The sequence below is a fragment of the Lactobacillus delbrueckii subsp. delbrueckii DSM 20074 = JCM 1012 genome (assembly GCF_001433875.1).
In the GTDB taxonomy this organism is placed as follows: Bacteria; Bacillota; Bacilli; order Lactobacillales; family Lactobacillaceae; genus Lactobacillus; species Lactobacillus delbrueckii.
On sequence record NZ_AZCR01000009.1, the window covers coordinates 1 to 17,622 of the forward strand.

Consider the following 17,622-nt stretch of genomic DNA (forward strand, 5'->3'; position numbering starts at 1 on the left):
CGATTGAATATCGGAATCATGTTTTAACAACCTTAACGGCGTAATACTAAATTGTCCCAATTTTGGGGGTCACATCACTTCTCGACGAAGATAGATCCTTTTTTATATGTAATTTACTTCTTAGTAAACGATCACAGGCATGTGCACCTTAACCGCGTCCCAAACGGACTTGATTTCACTAGGCCGGATGTTGACGCAGCCGTGTGACCCGCCTTTCAGGTAGGCCGTGCTTGACCAGTCGGTCCGCCATGACGCGTCGTGCAGCCCGCAGCCGCTCATCGTAAACGGCATCCAGTAGTTGACCTTAGAAGCGTAGTTCGACCCGTTGTCGTTCTGCCCTCTTAAAGTAGCGTCCCGCTGCTTGTACATGATGTACCAAACCCCAGTAGGCGTAGCGTTGTCGCCCTTGTTGGCCGTCCCCGTAACCACGTCAGACACAGTTACGACCACCTTGCCGTTGACAACCACCCACATGTCCTGGCTGGCGATTGACACAACCACATAGCTGTTGCCCAGACCATTGTTGCTCTTGCCGTAGCCCAGACCTTGCGTGGTGTAGCATTCACCATAGATGTGGTTCTTCCCGTCAATGGTCTTCTTGCCAGTCTCATAAGCTGACAGAACCGCCTTCTTGGCGCTGGCCGTCCAGATCCCCCAGCCGTAGCTCTGGTTGGTAACGGTGATGGTTGACCCGGCTGGCGTCTTGAACTTGTAGCTCTTGCCCAAAGTCTTGACTTCCTTGTCCATGGCGTTCAGTTTCGCCGTCAGCTTGCTTGCGTCGTCGTAGTGGACAGCGCCGCTGTAGTAGCTGACTTGGGTCAAGTAGTCTTTAGCTGCCAGGGTAAAAGTCTTCCCCGCCACAGAGTAGTCCACGCTGGCCGCGGTAATGGCCTTCAGCTTTCTCTTGCCCTTCTTCAGAGCCGTGTTCTCGTAATTGTAGCTCTGGTCAGTCGGCAGCTGGGTGTACTGCTTGTCAAAGTACTTCTGGACCTGCTCCTTGCTGATAGTTGTCAGCTTGCTGTCACGAACAGCACTGATCTTGCCGTCCTTGTAGACCAGCTTGTTGACAGCCTTGGCCTGGATCTTTTCGACCGCTTGGTCAACCGTCAGCTTGCCCACCTTGACGCCATAGATAGTGACGTTAGCGTTGAAGTGCTTCTTGTTGTATGCCACCTGCTTCTTGTTTTCCGCCAGAACGGTTGCCTGGTGCTGTTGGTAGGCATTGTGGCCCCAAATACCCGCGCAGGCCAGGACGATAACCGCCACACCCGCGATAATCAGGTATTTGCTGCCTTGAGTGTTTTTCTTCCGGTAGTCTTTGCGAGAAGTCATTAATAACTCCAATCTGTTCATTCAAAAGATTGTGTTCAGTATAATACGAATCTCTTAGCGATTAAAATGTACGGAGAGATATTTAATATGAATTTAAAATTTTGTCTCCGCGATATCGTCCTCCGGCCGGTGGCCTTGAATCCGCACCAGTTGCCAGGCAAAAGGACTTTCTTGCTTCTTTAACTGAACCGTCAGGACTCCGTTTTCAAAAACAAATTCACATTCTTCCCGGCCGTCGATCCATTCGATCCGGGTTGGCGCTTCCGTCAAGCCAGTCACCTTGACCTCTGCAGGATAAGGGGCCTTTAAGAAAAGGTAGGCCTGGTAGGGCGCGTGCCGGTTGGTCAAGACAAAAGCCTCTGCCGCGTCAGCTGACAAGTCACTTTCCTGGCCTTCATTAACCGCGTGGCCAAACTTGTGCATCCAGGCGTTCAAAGCGTCTAAAGTCGCTTGGTCAGCTTCGTCTTCGCCGTCCACGTCAACGACTAAGGCCTGGCCGGCCTTTCTGGCAGCTAGCAAAGCGTCCACGACTTCATCTGCCTTGTAGTGCTGGCCAGCTTGGTCTGGCAGGTAGGCGATGGTGTACTTTTCGCAGGCCGCTTTTAATTCTTCCCGGCCGCTGACTGCGCGGGCACCGATGTCCCTTGCCAGGCGGACCAGAGCATCCGCGTTTACATTTGCCCCAGTTGGGTTAAAATTTAAGATAATCGCAAAATCAGGGTTGATCATGCTTGCTCCTCCTTATTGTTAAACACATGTTTTATTTTACTAGATTATTAATAGGATGTAAAAAATGAAGATTGTAATTTCCCCCGCTAAAAAAATGCAGATAGACGGCGGCTTTTTGCCGAAAAGCCAGCCCGTCTTCCTCGACCAGGCTGAGGAGCTTTGGTCCTATTTGCATTCCTTAGATCAAGCTGATCTGGAAAAAGTCTGGCGGGCCAATGCCAAAATCACCGAAGAAGCCCGGCAGATGCTGGCTGCTGACCTAACTCAGCCGCAAGTACCAGCCCTCTTTGCCTACAGTGGCCTGCAGTACCAGTACCTGGCCGCCGATGTTTTAGACCAAGCCGGGCTAGACTACCTGGATCAGCACCTGCGCGTTTTGTCCGGTCTTTACGGCAGCCTTCGCCCCTTTGACGGGATCGTGCCCTACCGCCTGGAAATGAAGAGCCCCCTGCCTGCCTTTAAGTATAAGAGCCTTTATGAATTCTGGGGAGAAAAAGTTTACCAAGAGCTCTACCAAGATGATTCCGTGGTCCTCAACCTGGCTTCCAAGGAATACAGCCATCTCCTGACTCCGTTCTTAAAAGAGGGAGACCGCTTGCTTGAGGTCGTATTCCAGGAAGAGAAAAACGGCAAATGGCGGACCCAGGCAACTCATGCCAAGATGGCCCGGGGCCGTTTAGTCCGCTGGCTGGCGGAAGGGGGCCGGGACTTGTCCGACCTGCCGGACTTCACCGACTTCGGCTATGCCTTTGCCCCTGACCAAAGCGGGAAAGACCGGGTCGTTTTCCGGAAGAAGGCATGACAATCTTTCACAAAGTGTGAAAAAAGAAAAAATTTTAAACTTTTAAAATGCTGGAAAGCGCTTGCTGACCGGCCTTTTTTCTTTTGTGCAACAAATCATAAAATTGGTAACGATTTCAGATGTAATTTAATAGAAACGGAGATTGAAACACAAAAAAGAAAACTGTAAGGTGAGATAGAATGGAATATCATAAGTTAACTGCTGAAGACATTGAAAACTTGCGGCCAATGATTGCCGACCCAGAACATTTTATTACTGAAGTAACTGAACACTGGGACCACGACCAATTCAAGACTGTCCGGGCTATGCCTGACCTGGTAATCCAGCCAACCACGGCTGAAGAAGTAGCCAGCGTCTTGAAGTATGCCAGCGACCACGAAATTGCCTTGACTCCACGGGGCAACTCAACTGGTTTGATGAGGGCTAACTTGACTGTGCACGGCGGGATCTCCCTGGACATGGTTAAGATGAACAAGGTTATCGACTACGACCCAGCCAGCTTGACCATCACTGTTCAACCAGGCATCCGTTTGAATCAACTGGAAGAATTTTTGGCAGACAAGCCATTTACCTACATGCCAGCACCAGCCATGCACTGGGCTACTGTAGCCGGCAACATCAGCACCAACGCCGGCGGCTTGAAGGCTATCAAGTATGGGGTAACCCGTGAACACATCCGGGAAGTCAAGGTTGCCTTGACTGACGGCAAGGTCTACAAGTTCGGTTCCAAGTCAGTTAAGTCATCATCCGGCTACTCCTTGAAGGACCTGATCATCGGTTCTGAAGGGACTTTGGGCGTGATCACTGAAGCTGTTCTCCGTCTTTACCCAAAACCAAAGCACGCTTTGAACGCCATCATTCCTTTCCCGACTTTGGACGATGCAATCCAGTCAGTGCCAGCTATCTTGGCTTCCGGCGTTGTGCCAACCACTGTTGAATACATGGGCCGCAAGGTCTTGAACCTGTGGGAAAAGTACTACGACGCTACTTTCCCAATCAAGGAAGGCGACGGCTTCATCATCCTGGGCATCGACTCCTTCACGGCCAGCGACGCTGAAGCCCAATTGGCTCAAGCTTTGGAAGCAGTCAAGCCATTCTACGCTTTGAAGGAAACTGTCTTGAACGCTGAATCAGACGAAGCCAAGACCATCTGGGACGCCCGTGAAAAGCTGTTTTTGGCCATCCAAAAGTCAACTCCGAAGATGGACGAAGTCGACGTTTCCGTGCCGATCAACAAGATTCCGCTGGTTCTGCACCGGATCGAAGAACTGGAAAAGGAAGAAGACATGCGGATTCCTAACTTCGGCCACGCCGGCGACGGTAACCTGAACATCTACCTTTGCTCAGACGATATGACTGACGAAGAATTTGCCAAGAAGGGCGACACCGTTATCTCCGAACTCTACAAGACCGCCAAGTCAGTGGACGGCAACATGTCCGGTGAACACGGGGTTGGCTACGCCCGCCAGAACTACTACGAAGACTTCTACGGCAAGGACTACACCGACTTGCTCAGAAAGGTTAAGGGCCTCTTCGATCCTAAGGGCATCCTTAACCCAGACAAGATCTTCCCGTTAGACTAAAGCACGGCTCCCTCCGCGCGGCAAGCTTCAAAAATCCGAAGCAAAAATAATCAAGAACTAACCAACTAAGCAAATCAAGAATTAACCAAAAACCGAAAAGAACAAGTACCTAACAGTAAGTACATAAAAACAACAAAACAACATTTTAATTTTTAAGCTTCACAAATTAATTATCACAGGGAAGGGCTGCTCCGGCAGCCCTTTTTTGTGCAAGAAAAATGACACTGCGTCACTTTTTATGTTGACACGATGTCACTTCAGGTATATACTAGAAAGCAGTTGTAGGTGACACGGTGTCACGGAGGTAAAAATGGTCAAGGCAACTTTTGAGAATTTAAGTAAAGACAAGCAGGACCGGGTAACAGAGGCCCTGCTCAAGGAATTCAGCGCCCATACTTTGGCCAGCGCCCAGGTGGCGCGGATCGTCAAGGAAGCCGGGATTGCCCGGGGGGCCTTTTACAAGTACTTTGAGGATTTGACGGATGCTTACCAGTACCTGTTCAAGCTGGCTATGCGGGACCTGCACACGGATCTGACCGGCCGGATGGGGGCAGACGAGCTCTATCAGATGACCAAGGACTTTGTGACCAAGGCTACTGGCAGCCAGTACTATGACTTGATCCGCCTGCACTACGCGGCTAACGAGGCGCTTTTGCTAAGCAACAGGCCCAACAAGCAGATGCCGGCCTGTGCCTGGGCGGCCATGGCCCTGTCACACGAGGCGATCAAGGAAGCCTTGCTGGACCCGGACAAGGCAGATTTTTACTTAGACCGGGAGCATGAGGCTTTAGAGAAGCTCTTTAGCCAACATAAATAGGCAAGCTAGGGAAAAGACATAAGAAAGGAAGAAAGCAGAAAAAATGTTTTTAGCACTAAAAGAGATCAAGCATGAAAAGATGCGGTACGGCTTGATCGTCTTCATGATTTTTCTGATCGCGTACATGATTTTGGCAACCTGGGGCCTGGCATACGGCCTGGCCCGGGAAAACACGGTGGCTTTGGAAGGCTGGCAGACCAAGAGCGTGGTCTTGAACAAGAACGCCAACCTGTTTATGAACAGTTCGATTTTGACCAAGGACGACTTGAAGAAGATCAACCTGACTGACAAGGAAGCCGTGGTCGGCGAACTGCAGGTAGTGGCCAAGAAGAAGGGCAAGACCGGGATTAACGCCCAGTACATGGGGGTTAAGAAAGGCGAATTTATCTACAAAGACCAGGATGTAATTGCTGGCCGACGCGCTAAGAGCAAGTACGAAGTCACGGCTGACAGCAGCTTTAAGGACAAGGGCTACAAGCTGGGCGACAAGGTGACCTTGAACGGGTCAGACCACAAGTACACGATCGTCGGCTTCGTCAAGGATGCCAAGATTAATATTGAACCGATCATGTATGGCTTTTTGCCGGCATGGAAGGAATTAAAGAACGTGGCACCGGGGATTGAAGCTTCCGGGATCATTTCCCAGCGGAAGCTGTCTGTTAAGGGGAAGAACTTCAAGACTTACGGGATTAAGGAATTTACGCAAAAACTGCCGGGCCACTCTGAACAGAACATGACTTTTGAATTGATGATTGCTTTCATGTTCATCATTTCCCTGGCCATCGTGGCAGTTTTCCTGTACATTTTGACTATCCAGAAGCTGCCGAACTACGCGGTTCTGCGGGCACAGGGCGTGCCGGCCAAGACTTTGATCTGGGCCACGGTCAGCCAGAGTCTGCTTTTGGTAACGAGCGCTTTGGTCCTGGCTCTTTTGGCAATCTGGGGCACGGCGGCCGCGATACCGGCATCTGTTCCGATGGCCTTTACGCCAGGGATTTTCGTGGCGACGATCGGCGGGATGTTGGTAATGGCTCTGCTGGGCGGGCTTAACCCAGTTAGAACGATTTTGAAGATTGACCCGGTACAGGCAATTGGAGGCTAAGATGGCAGCGATTGAAATTAAGAACGTGAAAAAAGTTTACGGGCAGGGGGATGCAGCGACGGTTGCCCTCAAGGGTGTCGACTTCAGCGCGGATACTGGCAACGTGGTTCTGTTGATGGGACCAAGCGGGGCCGGGAAGAGCACCCTGCTGACGATTATGGGTGCCTTGCAGACCGCGACGAGCGGGAAGGTGGAAATCGACGGCCAGGACATCAGCCAGTTGAAGGAAAAGGACCGCAGCCGCCTGCGTTTGAACAAATTGGGCTTTATTTTGCAGGCCTACAACCTGGTGCCTTACTTGACGGTTAAGGAACAGTTCCAGCTGGTGGACAAGGTGAAGAAGACCGGCAACTTGCGCCAGGAAGAATTAAAGGATCTTTTGGCTGACCTGGGGATTGAGAACCTGGTCAAGAAGTATCCGGAGAACTTGTCAGGCGGGCAGAAGCAGCGGGTGGCAATCGCCCGGGCCATGTACGCCAACCCGAAGATTTTACTGGCTGATGAGCCAACGGCATCACTGGACAGTGAACGGGTGGAAGAAGTCGGCCGCTTGTTTAAGAAGCTGGCCAAGGATGACAGGAAGGCGATCATTTTGGTCACCCACGACCCGCGGCTGGAAAAATACGCTGACCACATCTATGACATGATGGACGGGCAGTTGTCACAAAGAAAATGACAGAAGAAGGCTCCGCTCAGGCGGGGCCTTTTTTGACCGGATACGCGGAAAAATGACCGGATTTGAATTTTTGGCGGAAAAATCTGGAAAAAGGGTATGATTAAATAAGAAAACGAGTGAGAAATGTGAGGTCGTTAGGGATGGAAAAATAAACGTGGGAGTGCTAATGACACTTCCACGTTTATTTTTATTCCGAATTCTACAAAAGTCAAAAGAACCGTACTACCCAAATTTTTGATAATACGTTTCTTTCTTGATGTCAATCCCTTAACTTAATGACATTGGATTGGAATATAGTCCAATTAGGGGCTTTTTAGCTGTATTGGTCAAGTATGGCAGCCAGCCGCTCTTTAAAGCTCCTTCTTAGCTCTTCTGGCGTGATGATTTTCGCATTCAGTCCAAAAGTCAAGAGATAGTCAATTAAGTACTCAAAGGTGCGTGGCGTATATGAACCGGTCAAATAAGTAGTCCCGCCTTCATGCTCAAGCTGCATATTTGGGTAGAGATTTTTCAAAAAATGTTCCTGGCCCCGGTGGTTGAGGAGAATTTTAAATTCCTGGCCTGAATTGTCGTGTTCAAACTCTAGCTGCTTTTGCTTCAATTCAGCCAAACTAAGCTTATTAGGAACGGCAGCCTGCTCAGTACAATCCTGCAATTGGTCGCAGCGGTAGTTCCAAAAGGCCTGGCCCACCAAGTCATAGGCCGCAAACAACCAGTTGCCATCCCTAAAAAAGAGTTGGCAGGGTTGCAGCAGGACTTGCTGGCCCTTGAAGTTGGCCCGGACCAGGGAGTCGTGCAGGATTGACTCCATCAGCAGGCGCAAGTAAGGGTTGTGGTGAACTGCCGGGGTGTTGAAGAAGGAAACCGCTGCTTGCGAGGCTAAGACCTGCTGCTGCCGGCTCGGTGCCAGGTTCTTGAGCAGCTTTTGGCTGATCATCTGGAAAGATTCGTTAAACGGGGTTTCTTTTAGCTGCTCCATGGCTTTGAGCGCGAAAAATATCGCGGCAACCTCATCCGAATTGAAGTATATCTTGGTCAGCAGGTCCTCTTGAATCAGTGAATAGCCGCCAGCCCGGCCTGCTTCGGCGTATAAGGCCAAGCCAAGTTCCTCCAGGCTGGCAATGTCCCTTAGGGCCGTCCGCTTGGAAATCTGAAAGTTGTCCATCAGGTCCTGCAGGTTAAAGCGCTTCTTGTCACTTAAAAAATCAGCTCTTGATTAAGACGCTCAGATTTTTTTTAATTTTTTCTCCTTATTTTTGCTAAAAGGTGCCGTAAATTGTCACCTTTTCATTTTATGATATCTACAACAAGAAGAAAAGGAGAATTTAAATATGTTAGAAGAAAGCACTACTTTAACCCAAAACTTTTTGGAGGTAATCAGCGATCCGCAACCAGTAACGATCGTTTCCTACCAAGCCAGTCCAGCTCATGTGGTCAACACCTGGAGCAGCTACATCAAGGTGGTTGATGACTCAACCTTCCTCGTGCCTGCTGCTGGGATGCGGTCGATTGAAGCAGATATTGCGGCTCAAAACAGCCAGCTGATCCTGACCTTCGGCTCCATGAAGTTTGAAGGCACTGAAGGTCCAGGCCGTGGCTACCACGTTTATGCTACTGGCGAATTCGTTGAAGCCGGCGAGTACTTTGACCTCATGAAAGCCGATCTGCCTTGGTTGCGGAAGGTCCTGGTTGTCCACGTGCAAGAAGTTAAGCAAAAAATCTAAACTAAATAACTGACAAGAAAACCCCCTGGTTGGATGAAAATCAACCAGGGGGTTAGTGTTTAGGAGCTTTTTGGCCATCTCCGGCTTGGGCTGAATGAACTGTCGACATGTTTCCGGCTTGTATCACCATACGGCCGGATGATTGGCAAGGCTTTGCAGCAGCTTGATGTAGCTGCTTGATGCAAACGATACGAAGACACTGAACGGTCTAAGCAGCACCAGCTTGGACTATCAAAAGATCTTGCAGTCCAAATTAAGTTGGCAAGGCATTGCTAAAGAAACAGGAATCCCCTATTCTACAGTTAGGACGATGGTCCAGCCCGACTAGACCTCCGGAATACCAGCATTGTCCTAAATGGCAAGCTGTTCACTGATGAAAAGTACCAAGACATGTTAACCACGGCCAAGCTTATTTATGGCTATCTCGATCAACTTGCGCAAACGGACTATTGTCATGCTGAACGGTGAGATTCTAAGCTTTTCACGGAGGTTCCGGCATGAGATGGACAAATTGGTTGACGAATATAATTGGAAGGTCGAAATGGCGGCCAAAACGGCTGCTCCGTTAGGAAAATGACAATTGTTAGAGGGAACATATAGTAAAACTACCATCAAAATGATAAACTAGACAGTGATGATTTCGCTTACATATTTTAGTCTGAATATCATTTTGAGGTTGATTTATGTTTAGGATTTTTGATTTGCTAAAGAGCAGGGCCCGGCTGAGCAAGGTTCTGGCTCCGGTCCAGGGCAGGTTGTTCCCGCTCGAGTACGTCAACGATGAGATTTTTGCTAGCAAGGGACTGGGCGAGGGCTTCGCGGTTCAGCCGTCCAGCGACTTGATCTACGCTCCCTTGAACGGCACGGTTACTTCTTTGTTTCCGACCAACCATGAGATTGGCATCCGGACTAAGGAAGGACTGGATCTCTTGATCCACCTGGGTTTGAATACGGTAGAGCTAGGCGGGGTCGGCTGCGACATTTTAGTTGAAGCCGGTCAGGAAGTAAAAAAGGGGCAGCTATTGGCGACGATGAACCGCAAACTGCTCCGCGGGCTCGGCTACGACGATACGGTGATCGTGACTTATACCAACGACCGTATCCTGAAAGGGGTCTCGGCACCGGTCTTCTTTAGAGAGATCAATGCCAAAAGAGCGGTCCAGACGATCAGCTACCATTAATTTAGATAAAGAAAAAGGCGTGAACGCTGCAGGGATGCGGGTTCACGCCTGTTTTAATATGCTTTTTTACAAGTTCGGGTCCATCTGGAAGCTGAGCGGGGAATCGCCCGTCTGCTGGGTAATCAAGCTGCTGATCAGCTTGTTGTAGATGTCCGTCACCGTCTTGGCCATCTTGGCATTGGCCTCATCCGCGATCGCCGTGGCCTGGCTTGGGTCAGCATGCAGCTTCTGGTCGTATTCATAGCGGAGGCGCAGGACCTTTTCCTTGGCTTCCGTCTGGGCGTTGGCCAGTTCCTTGCCGTACTTGCCCCAGTTCCGGTCAACCAGAACCCCGGCCAGCTTGAAGATCCAGTAGGCAGAGTTCGGGCTGTAGTCGACCTTGCCGTTGCCCCACATGTAAGGCACCTTGGTCCCCTGCGGGAAGAAGGGAATGTAGACGCTCTGCGCCGTAACCCCCATGGCCAGCCAGTGGTACATGTCCTCGCCCTTAAGCTGCAAGAGGTGGGATTCCTGGGTCGTCGCCATCCCGATCGGCCGGAAGCTTGCCTGGCCCGCGTTCTTCGGGTTGGTCAAGTCATATTCCGTATCGCTGTAGTGGCTGGCCAGTACCGTCTGGGCGTCCTGGACGCTGAGCGGCCGGTCCGCCTTTTGAATAAATGGCAGGTCAAAAGATTGCGGCTCCTGCTTAACTGACGGGGTCAGCAGCTTCTGCCCGTACCAAACCCGCGGGGTGTTGTAGTGCAGGTCGCTCTCGCTTCTCGTGCCAAAAATTTCCCGCCAGTTGAACTTGGCTTCCTTTGGCCACAGCTGGTGCTCATAAACGAATTCCTGCAGGCCGGCTGAATAAAGGAAGTTGGCCGGATCCTTAAAGTCGATCTCCTGAATTGACAGCTGGTTGGCAACCACCGTGTAGGAGTCGTCCGGGATTCTCTGGGCAACCCAGTGGTGGCCGGACCCGATTTCCAAGTACCAGGCCTCGTCTCTGTCCGCAAACAGAATCCCGTTTGATTCAGCCGCCCCGTACTTTTCCACGATTTCGCCCAAGCGCTTGACCCCTTCTTGGGCCGTCTTGACGTAAGGCAAAACAATAGTCACCATGGCTTCTTCCAGCAGACCCTTTTCAGCGTCAAAGGGGTCGATGGCCAAAACCCGCTCGTTGGCATAAGCACTTTCCGTAGCACTCATTGCCACATGGTACTCATTGATCCCGTCTTCTTCAAAAAGCCCGTACTTTTTCGTCCATTCTGGAGTGGATGAATATGCAAAGGCTTCCTCTGGCAAATCAATTGTGAACTTGTTATCATGTGACTTGAAAGTCCGGGCTCCTGCTTGCCGCTGGTGGAAGGCCAGGTGCTTGGGCCAGGCCGTCCGTGAGTCTTCATTGCGGCCAATAATCACGCTGCCGTCAAGGCTGGCCTTTTTCCCGATCAAGATTGAAGTGCAGGATGAACGTCCGTGTGTTGTCATAATTTGTCCTCTTTTCTCCTTTTGCTCTTGTTTAGATTTTACCTTATTTTGCCTCCGCCCGCAGGGACGGGGTTTATCTGCTTAACTTTTTACTAAAAATACGCCGCTGGTTAGATATTGTGCTAATATATTAATTAGTACGAATAAGCGTTTTTTATAGGCTGATTGCCGATGATCCATTAGTCTAAGCTAATAGGATCAGCTTGAAAAGCTTGTTCCGGTTAGGAATGAAATATTAAAGTGCTTTCAAAATAAAAATATGATGAAATTAGGTGGAGCAGATGATGGCCAGAAGGAAAGAAATTGATCGCGAGCGAATATTGGACATCGCCTACAAGAAGGCCTTGACCGACGGGATCGAGAACCTGACTGCCCGCAGCATTGCCCAGACTGGCCACTTTTCAACTCAACCGATCTATTTGGAATTCAAGAACATGGATGGCCTGCGTAAGGAAGTGCTTAAGCGCGTCTCCCGCACCTTGCGTGATGAAATCCTGCAGAAGAAATTTATTGGCGAGCCCTTATACGATGTTGACCTCTCCTACCTGCAATTTGCCCGCGACCACCGGAGCCTATTCTCAACGATTTTCGTCAATGGGGAATTTGGTGACGACTTAATCCGCGATACCTTGATGGACCTGGGCCACACCAAGCTCCGCGAACAGTACCAGCGCGACCTTGACCCGGAACTGGAGAAGTGGCTCATCGCCCTCAACTGGATTATCGTCAACGGCCTGGCCGTAATGTTGGTCGATGGCCTGATTGACTATGACCAGGACAACTTCGTCCGGATCATCAAACGGCAGCTGGAAAGCCTTTTTGACCGCTGATCCATTTAAAAAATTAAACTATCAATCGGGCATTTCTATCCTTGTAATTTATTCACAAAAGCCCTGCTGAAATCCCTTTAATTTGGGTATAATAGGTAAGTAATGGAAAATCTGAAAGGTGGTTTTTATGAAGGTTTTAGCTCTTAACGGATCTAACGCTGACAAGTCTTACAACGAAATGCTGCTGAAGTTCATTGCCAAGCACTTCGCTGATAAGTATGATTTTGAATTCGCGACCGTGAAGGGGTTGCCGATGTTTAAGGAAGGCCAGGAAGACCCGGCTGACGTGGTCAAATTGAGTGACCAAGTTGCCGCTGCTGACCTGGTTTTGATCGGGTCACCGGAACAACAGCACTCAGTAACCAGCGCTTTGAAGAGCGCCCTGGAATGGCTGTCAACCAACACTCACCCCTTCAACGGCAAGCCAGTCGTTATCGTGTCAACTTCACCGCTGGCCCAAGGGGCTGCCCGGTCACAGACCAAGCTGAAGACGATTTTGGCTTCCCCAGGCCTGCGCCCGGTTGTCTTCAACGACGATGAATTCATGATGGGCGGGGCAGCTACTGCCTTTGATGAAAACGGCGATTTGAAGATTCCCGGTACCGTTGACTTCCTGGAACACTTCTTTGACGAAGTCGACGCCTGGTACGCACAAATCACGAAGTAAGTGGGGATTGCCAAATGAAATTATTAGCTATTGTCGGAACTAATGCCGATTTTTCTTTCAATCGTCTGCTCTGCCAGTTCATCGCCAAGCGCTTTGGCGATAAGGCGGAAATCGAAGTCGCTGAAATTGGCGACTTGCCAGCCTTCTACAAGGAAGGGCAAGCTGATGCCCGCGTTTTGGCATGGCGGGAAAAGGTTGACCAGGCTGACGGCTTGATCATCGCTACTCCAGAATACGACCACGCTATTCCAGCTGCTTTGAAGAGCGCTTTGGAATGGCTGGGCAGCCACGCTGGCAGCAAGGTTATGGCCTACAAGCCAGTCTGCGTTGTAGGCGTGTCCTTGGGCTGCCAAGGCGCTTCCCGCGCCCAGGAAGATGCCCGGGAAATCCTGCTGTCTCCGGACATGACGGCCAACGTTTTGCCAGGCAACGAATTGCTGATCGGCCAGGCTTACAGCAGCTTTGACAAGGAAAGCGGCGACCTGGTTGCCGAAGCTTCAATCGCTCAGCTGGACAAGGTTATGGAAGCCTTCTTTGCTTTCGTTGCTCAAGCCAAGAAGTAATGTAAAAGAAAAACTACAAAATAAGGCGGATAGCTTGGCGCTTCCGCCTTGTTTTGTTTTAAAATTGTAGGCAGAAGTGAAGGAGGAGAAAAGATGGCAGAGGAGCTTTTACCCTTGAAAACAGTCCGCAATCCCCGGGACCTTGGCGGCTATACCGGCTTTGCCGGCAGGAAGATCAAGGCCGGACTTTTGCTGCGGACCGGAACGGTCGCAGCGATCAGTGAAGAAGATGGCAATTATTTGCGGGCTCGCGGGGTGAAAACCATCATCGACCTCCGTTCTCCGCAAGAATGCCGCAAGCGGCCGGATAAAAAGATAGCCGGGATCCAGAACGTCAATATCCCCGTTAACAGCCGGGACCAGACCAAGGCCGGAGCCAGCCTGGCGGAATTAGCCAGGCAGTATGGCCTGGACCCCCTGGCGGGCTTCCGCCATATGGTGGAGAGCTACCGGCTGATGGTGACGGAAGAGCACGCCCAGGCGGCTTTTGGCCAGGTTTTAGCCTATCTGGCTGAAACTGAAGGCGGAACTATTTATCATTGCTCGGAAGGCAAGGACAGGACGGGCCTGATGACTGTCTTTTTGCTGACAGTTTTGGGGGTTGACCCGGAAACCATCCGCCAGGACTATCTTTTATCCGCTCCCTACCTTAACGGCTACCGGGCCAAAAGGGACAAGGAAGCCCGGGAAAACGGGGAAAGCCTGGTGCAGCGGGCCAACCTTAGGTCTCTGGGCACGGTCAACAATGAGTATTTAGACAGCGCCTTGATCACCATCGACCAGGAATATGGCGGCATGGAAGCCTTTTTGACCCGGCAATTGGGCGTAACGCCCGTCCTTCGTGACCAGCTCCGGGCCAAGTATCTAGAAGAGTAAGGATTTAAAAAATGGGAATCATCAAATACATATCAACTGACCAAGTCATGGCCCAGCACAAGGCCATGGGGACCCACATCAGCCTGCAGATCTACGGGGCAAGGGAAGACCCGGAAAAGATCCTGGACCAGACCAAGGTCCTAATCGACCACTTTGAAGACCTGCTGACGGTCAACCGCAAGCCGGACCACCCCCGCTACGGCCTGTCCGAAGTAACCCGGGTCAACGACCAGGCGGGCAAGGAGGCCGTGCAAGTCTCCAGCAGCGTTTACGGCTTGATCAAGCTGGCCGTTGAGACCAGCCGGGAAAACTTCGGCTTCAACGCCTTAATCGGCCCCCTGGTTAAGCTCTGGTCCATCGGCTTTCAGGATGCCCGCGTGCCAAGTGACGCGGAAATCCAGGAGAAAATGAAGCTGATCGATCCCTGGATGGTCGAATTAAATGACGATGACCACACGGTCTTTTTGAAGCAGGAAGGCATGGAGCTGGACCTTGGCGGGATCGCCAAGGGCTGGACGGCCGACCGGATCAGGGACCTCTGGCGGGCCTACGGGGTCGAAGCCGGCATTATCAACCTGGGCGGCAATGTCCTCTTCGTCAACCCTTGCCCGAAGCGGGCCAACGGGATGTGGACGGTAGGCGTCCAGGATCCTTTGAAGCCGCGGGGAGAAAACATCACGGCCATGATGATCCCGGAATGCTCCGTGGTCACCAGCGGGACTTACGAGCGCTTTTTGGAAGTGGACGGGCACAAGTACCACCACTTGATCGACTCCCGGACTGGCTACCCGGTGGAAACCGACATCGCTGGGGTGACGACCTTCACCAAGAATTCCGTTGACGCGGAAATCGAGTGCAAGCGCTGCTTCTTTGCTGGCCAGCCAATTGCCAACTGGGTCAATGACCGCCGCTTAGGCGCCATTTACGTGTATAACGACGAACGGGTGGAAAAAGTCGGCCTGGATTACTAAAGTAAAGCAAAAGCAGCCTCACCTTCTGGTGAAGCTGCTTTTTCCTTAGGCCGTGGTCCGGCTGACGCTGAAGAGAGTCTTGAAGACCCCGGTCGACAGACCTGGCGTGTCGTTGACGATGAAACTGAGCAGCTGTGAATCGCTGATCAGCTGGCTCAGCTGGCTGATGCCGACTGAGTTGAGGATGGACAAGACCACGTACATGAAGAAGTAGGAGGCCACGAAAGAAACGATGGCCCCGGCCATGTGGTCCAAAGTGGCCGTGAAACCAGTCTTGGTCTCCTGGGCGGGTAGCCAGGCCTTGAAGATCTTGGATATCTGCTTAAGGATGAAGAAGAGGGCGAAGAAGGCCCCGAAGCGGCAGGCATGCAGGACCAGGCTGGAGTCGCCCGCCTGCCCCTGGACGAACTGGGTGTAGATCAGGTCGCCGACCGGATTCTGCAGCATGATGGCCAGCATGAAGACCAGACCGGCGAAGATCAAATTGACGATCCGCTTGGAGAAACCTACATGGTAGCCTTTGTAGGTCTGCCAGGCGATGTAGAGAATGACGAAAATAACTAAGAGCATCTTTATATCATATCCTTTGTTTTTAGCTGTAATTTTCCATGGATTCTTTTTGACCTTCAAGCAAAAATAATCCATAATTGTTAAGATAGTTTGTGTAACATTTTTTTGCGCAAGATTGCTTTTTGCGTTACATTTAAGGGCGTGAAACACGGTTTCACAGGTGAAAGAATGAATCCTGAACTTTTTGCAGAAACATTGTCAAAGTATAATTTTAAGTTGTCTCCTGTCCAAGAGCAACAATTTAAAACATATTTTAAGGAATTGGTTCGGGTCAATGAACACGTCAACCTTACCCGGATCACGGACGAAGACGAGGTCTACCTCAAGCACTTCTACGACAGCGTGACTCCGCTCCTGCTCTGGCCAGAGGTCTTTGCAGAAGGAGCCAAGCTCTGCGATGTCGGGGCCGGAGCCGGCTTTCCGTCACTGCCGATCAAGATCCTCCGCCCTGACCTGGAAGTCACCATCGTTGACTCTTTAGGCAAGCGGCTGAACTTCTTGTCTGACTTGCTGGAGAAGCTTGGCATCGAAGGCGTGAACCTGGTGCACGGCCGGGCTGAAGATGTGGGGCAAAACCCGGACTACCGGGAGAAGTTTGACCTGGTAACTGCCCGGGCCGTGGCCAGAATGAGCGTTTTGAGCGAATACTGCCTGCCCCTGGCCAAAGTCGGCGGCAAGTTCCTGGCTTTAAAGGGGCCGCGGGCTGACGAAGAATTGGAAGACGCCAAGAGTGCCCTGGAGAAACTGGGCGGCGAAGTTGTCTTCAGCCGGGTCATCACCTTGCCAGGCAGCGCTGAGGAGCGGATCCTCGTCCTGGTTGACAAGGTCAAGGCAACTCCGGGCAAGTACCCGCGCCAGGCAGGCACGCCAAACCGGAAACCCCTGTAGTTTTTTGGAGGTGCCCAAATGGCTTTTGGTTTTTTTCATCGAAATGAAATTCCCCAAAACAAGCAGGTCCAGGACCTGCCTTTAGCGGAAATCCATCCGAACCGCTACCAGCCAAGAAGGACTTTTAGCGATGATTCTATCCAGCAACTCGCCCAGACCTTGCAAGAAGAAGGGCTCTTGCAGCCGATCATCGTCCGCCAGGATCAGGGCGGCTACGAAATCATTGCCGGCGAGCGCCGCTTCCGGGCGGCCAAGAGCCTGGGCTGGGAAAAGATCCCGGCCATCGTGAACAATCTCGATGACCAGCAGACCGCTTCTTTGGCCTTAATCGAAAACCTGCAAAGGGAAAACCTGAATCCGATCGATGAGGCCCAGGCTTATGAGCAGCTGATGCAGCTCAACGACTTGACCCAGACCCAGCTGGCCCAGGATATTGGCAAGTCCCAGTCCTACGTGGCTAACAAGCTCCGCCTGCTCAAGCTGGCTGAACCTGTGCAAGAGTATCTGGCCAAAGGCGGGCTTAGCGCCCGCCATGGCCGGGCCATTTTGGGTTTAAGCGAAGAGGACCAGGTTAAATTGGCTGAAGAGATTGTCGAAAAAGGTCTCAGCGTAAAAGAGACGGAAGAGCGGGCGGCCAAGCTGGCCAATCCTAAGCCAGCCGTTAAGAAGAAGGCGGTGGTCCGCTATGGCCGGGACATGCAGCTGCAGATCAACACGATCAAGCAGGCGGTTAAACTGGCCAAGGAGTCCGGCGTGAAAGTCAAGGTTACCGAGGCGAAGAGCCCGGATGAGTACCAGATTACTATCGTGATGAAGAATCAGAGAAAGAAGAAGGAGGACTAGC

Annotated in this window: 18 protein-coding genes and 1 pseudogene; 14 read left to right on the forward strand and 5 right to left on the reverse strand. The window is 51.3% G+C overall.

The features are described 5' to 3' along the window. Positions 1 to 120: 120 nt before the first annotated feature. Together FD23_RS02705 and FD23_RS02710 are read right to left on the reverse strand one after the other, a co-directional pair. On the reverse strand, positions 121 to 1,332 hold the full coding sequence (locus tag FD23_RS02705; protein WP_025896048.1) for a L,D-transpeptidase family protein: 1,212 nt from the start codon (positions 1,330 to 1,332) through the stop codon (positions 121 to 123). 93 nt (positions 1,333 to 1,425) lie between these two features. Then, on the reverse strand, positions 1,426 to 2,061 hold the full coding sequence (locus FD23_RS02710) for a hypothetical protein (protein ID WP_025896050.1): 636 nt from the start codon (positions 2,059 to 2,061) through the stop codon (positions 1,426 to 1,428). A 64-nt stretch (positions 2,062 to 2,125) separates the two neighbouring features. Between FD23_RS02710 and yaaA the strand changes: the two genes are divergently transcribed. The 5 genes from yaaA (at position 2,126) to FD23_RS02735 (ending at position 7,041) form a co-directional block, all read left to right on the forward strand. Continuing rightward, on the forward strand, positions 2,126 to 2,863 hold the full coding sequence (yaaA, locus tag FD23_RS02715; RefSeq protein WP_035184940.1) for a peroxide stress protein YaaA: 738 nt from the start codon (positions 2,126 to 2,128) through the stop codon (positions 2,861 to 2,863). Positions 2,864 to 3,042: 179 nt separating this feature from the next. Continuing rightward, positions 3,043 to 4,446, forward strand: a complete 1,404-nt coding sequence (locus FD23_RS02720) for an FAD-binding oxidoreductase (protein WP_025896051.1) — start codon at positions 3,043 to 3,045, stop codon at positions 4,444 to 4,446. Between the two features lie 310 nt (positions 4,447 to 4,756). After that, positions 4,757 to 5,263, forward strand: coding sequence for a TetR/AcrR family transcriptional regulator (locus tag FD23_RS02725; RefSeq protein ID WP_052933799.1), 507 nt, complete (start codon positions 4,757 to 4,759; stop codon positions 5,261 to 5,263). Between the two features lie 43 nt (positions 5,264 to 5,306). After that, on the forward strand, positions 5,307 to 6,365 hold the full coding sequence (locus FD23_RS02730) for an ABC transporter permease (protein ID WP_052933798.1): 1,059 nt from the start codon (positions 5,307 to 5,309) through the stop codon (positions 6,363 to 6,365). 1 nt (position 6,366) lies between these two features. After that, positions 6,367 to 7,041, forward strand: a complete 675-nt coding sequence (locus FD23_RS02735; protein WP_025896052.1) for an ABC transporter ATP-binding protein — start codon at positions 6,367 to 6,369, stop codon at positions 7,039 to 7,041. A 313-nt stretch (positions 7,042 to 7,354) separates the two neighbouring features. Here the strand turns inward: FD23_RS02735 and FD23_RS02740 are convergent. Beyond that, positions 7,355 to 8,250 (reverse strand): annotated as a pseudogene (locus FD23_RS02740) (helix-turn-helix transcriptional regulator). 122 nt (positions 8,251 to 8,372) lie between these two features. Between FD23_RS02740 and FD23_RS02745 the strand changes: the two are divergent. Beyond that, the gene (locus FD23_RS02745; protein WP_003613215.1) at positions 8,373 to 8,765 is read left to right on the forward strand and encodes a pyridoxamine 5'-phosphate oxidase family protein; all 393 of its coding nucleotides are present in this window, start codon (positions 8,373 to 8,375) and stop codon (positions 8,763 to 8,765) included. Positions 8,766 to 9,448: 683 nt separating this feature from the next. Next, the gene (locus FD23_RS02750; protein WP_025896053.1) at positions 9,449 to 9,946 is read left to right on the forward strand and encodes a PTS sugar transporter subunit IIA; all 498 of its coding nucleotides are present in this window, start codon (positions 9,449 to 9,451) and stop codon (positions 9,944 to 9,946) included. 66 nt (positions 9,947 to 10,012) lie between these two features. Here the strand turns inward: FD23_RS02750 and FD23_RS02755 are convergent, their stop codons facing one another. Further along, entirely contained in the window at positions 10,013 to 11,413 is a 1,401-nt protein-coding gene (locus FD23_RS02755; RefSeq protein WP_052933797.1) for a C69 family dipeptidase, read from the reverse strand. Between the two features lie 281 nt (positions 11,414 to 11,694). Between FD23_RS02755 and FD23_RS02760 the strand changes: the two genes are divergently transcribed. From FD23_RS02760 to FD23_RS02780, 5 genes are all read left to right on the forward strand, one after another. Beyond that, entirely contained in the window at positions 11,695 to 12,243 is a 549-nt protein-coding gene (locus tag FD23_RS02760; protein ID WP_003616592.1) for a TetR/AcrR family transcriptional regulator, read from the forward strand. A 127-nt stretch (positions 12,244 to 12,370) separates the two neighbouring features. Further along, positions 12,371 to 12,910 carry an NAD(P)H-dependent oxidoreductase gene (locus FD23_RS02765; RefSeq protein WP_025896055.1) on the forward strand — a complete coding sequence of 180 codons (540 nt, stop codon included), beginning with the start codon at positions 12,371 to 12,373 and terminating at the stop codon, positions 12,908 to 12,910. Positions 12,911 to 12,924: 14 nt separating this feature from the next. Continuing rightward, positions 12,925 to 13,473, forward strand: coding sequence for an NADPH-dependent FMN reductase (locus FD23_RS02770; RefSeq protein ID WP_025896057.1), 549 nt, complete (start codon positions 12,925 to 12,927; stop codon positions 13,471 to 13,473). Between the two features lie 93 nt (positions 13,474 to 13,566). Further along, positions 13,567 to 14,349 carry a tyrosine-protein phosphatase gene (locus FD23_RS02775; protein ID WP_025895806.1) on the forward strand — a complete coding sequence of 261 codons (783 nt, stop codon included), beginning with the start codon at positions 13,567 to 13,569 and terminating at the stop codon, positions 14,347 to 14,349. A gap of 11 nt (positions 14,350 to 14,360) precedes the next feature. After that, complete coding sequence (locus FD23_RS02780) at positions 14,361 to 15,320, forward strand: FAD:protein FMN transferase (RefSeq protein WP_025895807.1); 960 nt, start codon at positions 14,361 to 14,363, stop codon at positions 15,318 to 15,320. A gap of 45 nt (positions 15,321 to 15,365) precedes the next feature. On the opposite strand, the gene FD23_RS02785 is transcribed toward FD23_RS02780, so the two are convergent. Continuing rightward, positions 15,366 to 15,890, reverse strand: a complete 525-nt coding sequence (locus FD23_RS02785; protein ID WP_013440258.1) for a CvpA family protein — start codon at positions 15,888 to 15,890, stop codon at positions 15,366 to 15,368. 168 nt (positions 15,891 to 16,058) lie between these two features. Between FD23_RS02785 and rsmG the strand changes: the two genes are divergently transcribed. Together rsmG and noc are read left to right on the forward strand one after the other, a co-directional pair. After that, entirely contained in the window at positions 16,059 to 16,778 is a 720-nt protein-coding gene (gene rsmG / locus FD23_RS02790) for a 16S rRNA (guanine(527)-N(7))-methyltransferase RsmG (protein ID WP_013440257.1), read from the forward strand. Positions 16,779 to 16,796: 18 nt separating this feature from the next. After that, positions 16,797 to 17,621, forward strand: a complete 825-nt coding sequence (gene noc, locus FD23_RS02795) for a nucleoid occlusion protein (protein ID WP_002879525.1) — start codon at positions 16,797 to 16,799, stop codon at positions 17,619 to 17,621. The last annotated feature ends 1 nt before the right edge of the window (position 17,622 follow it).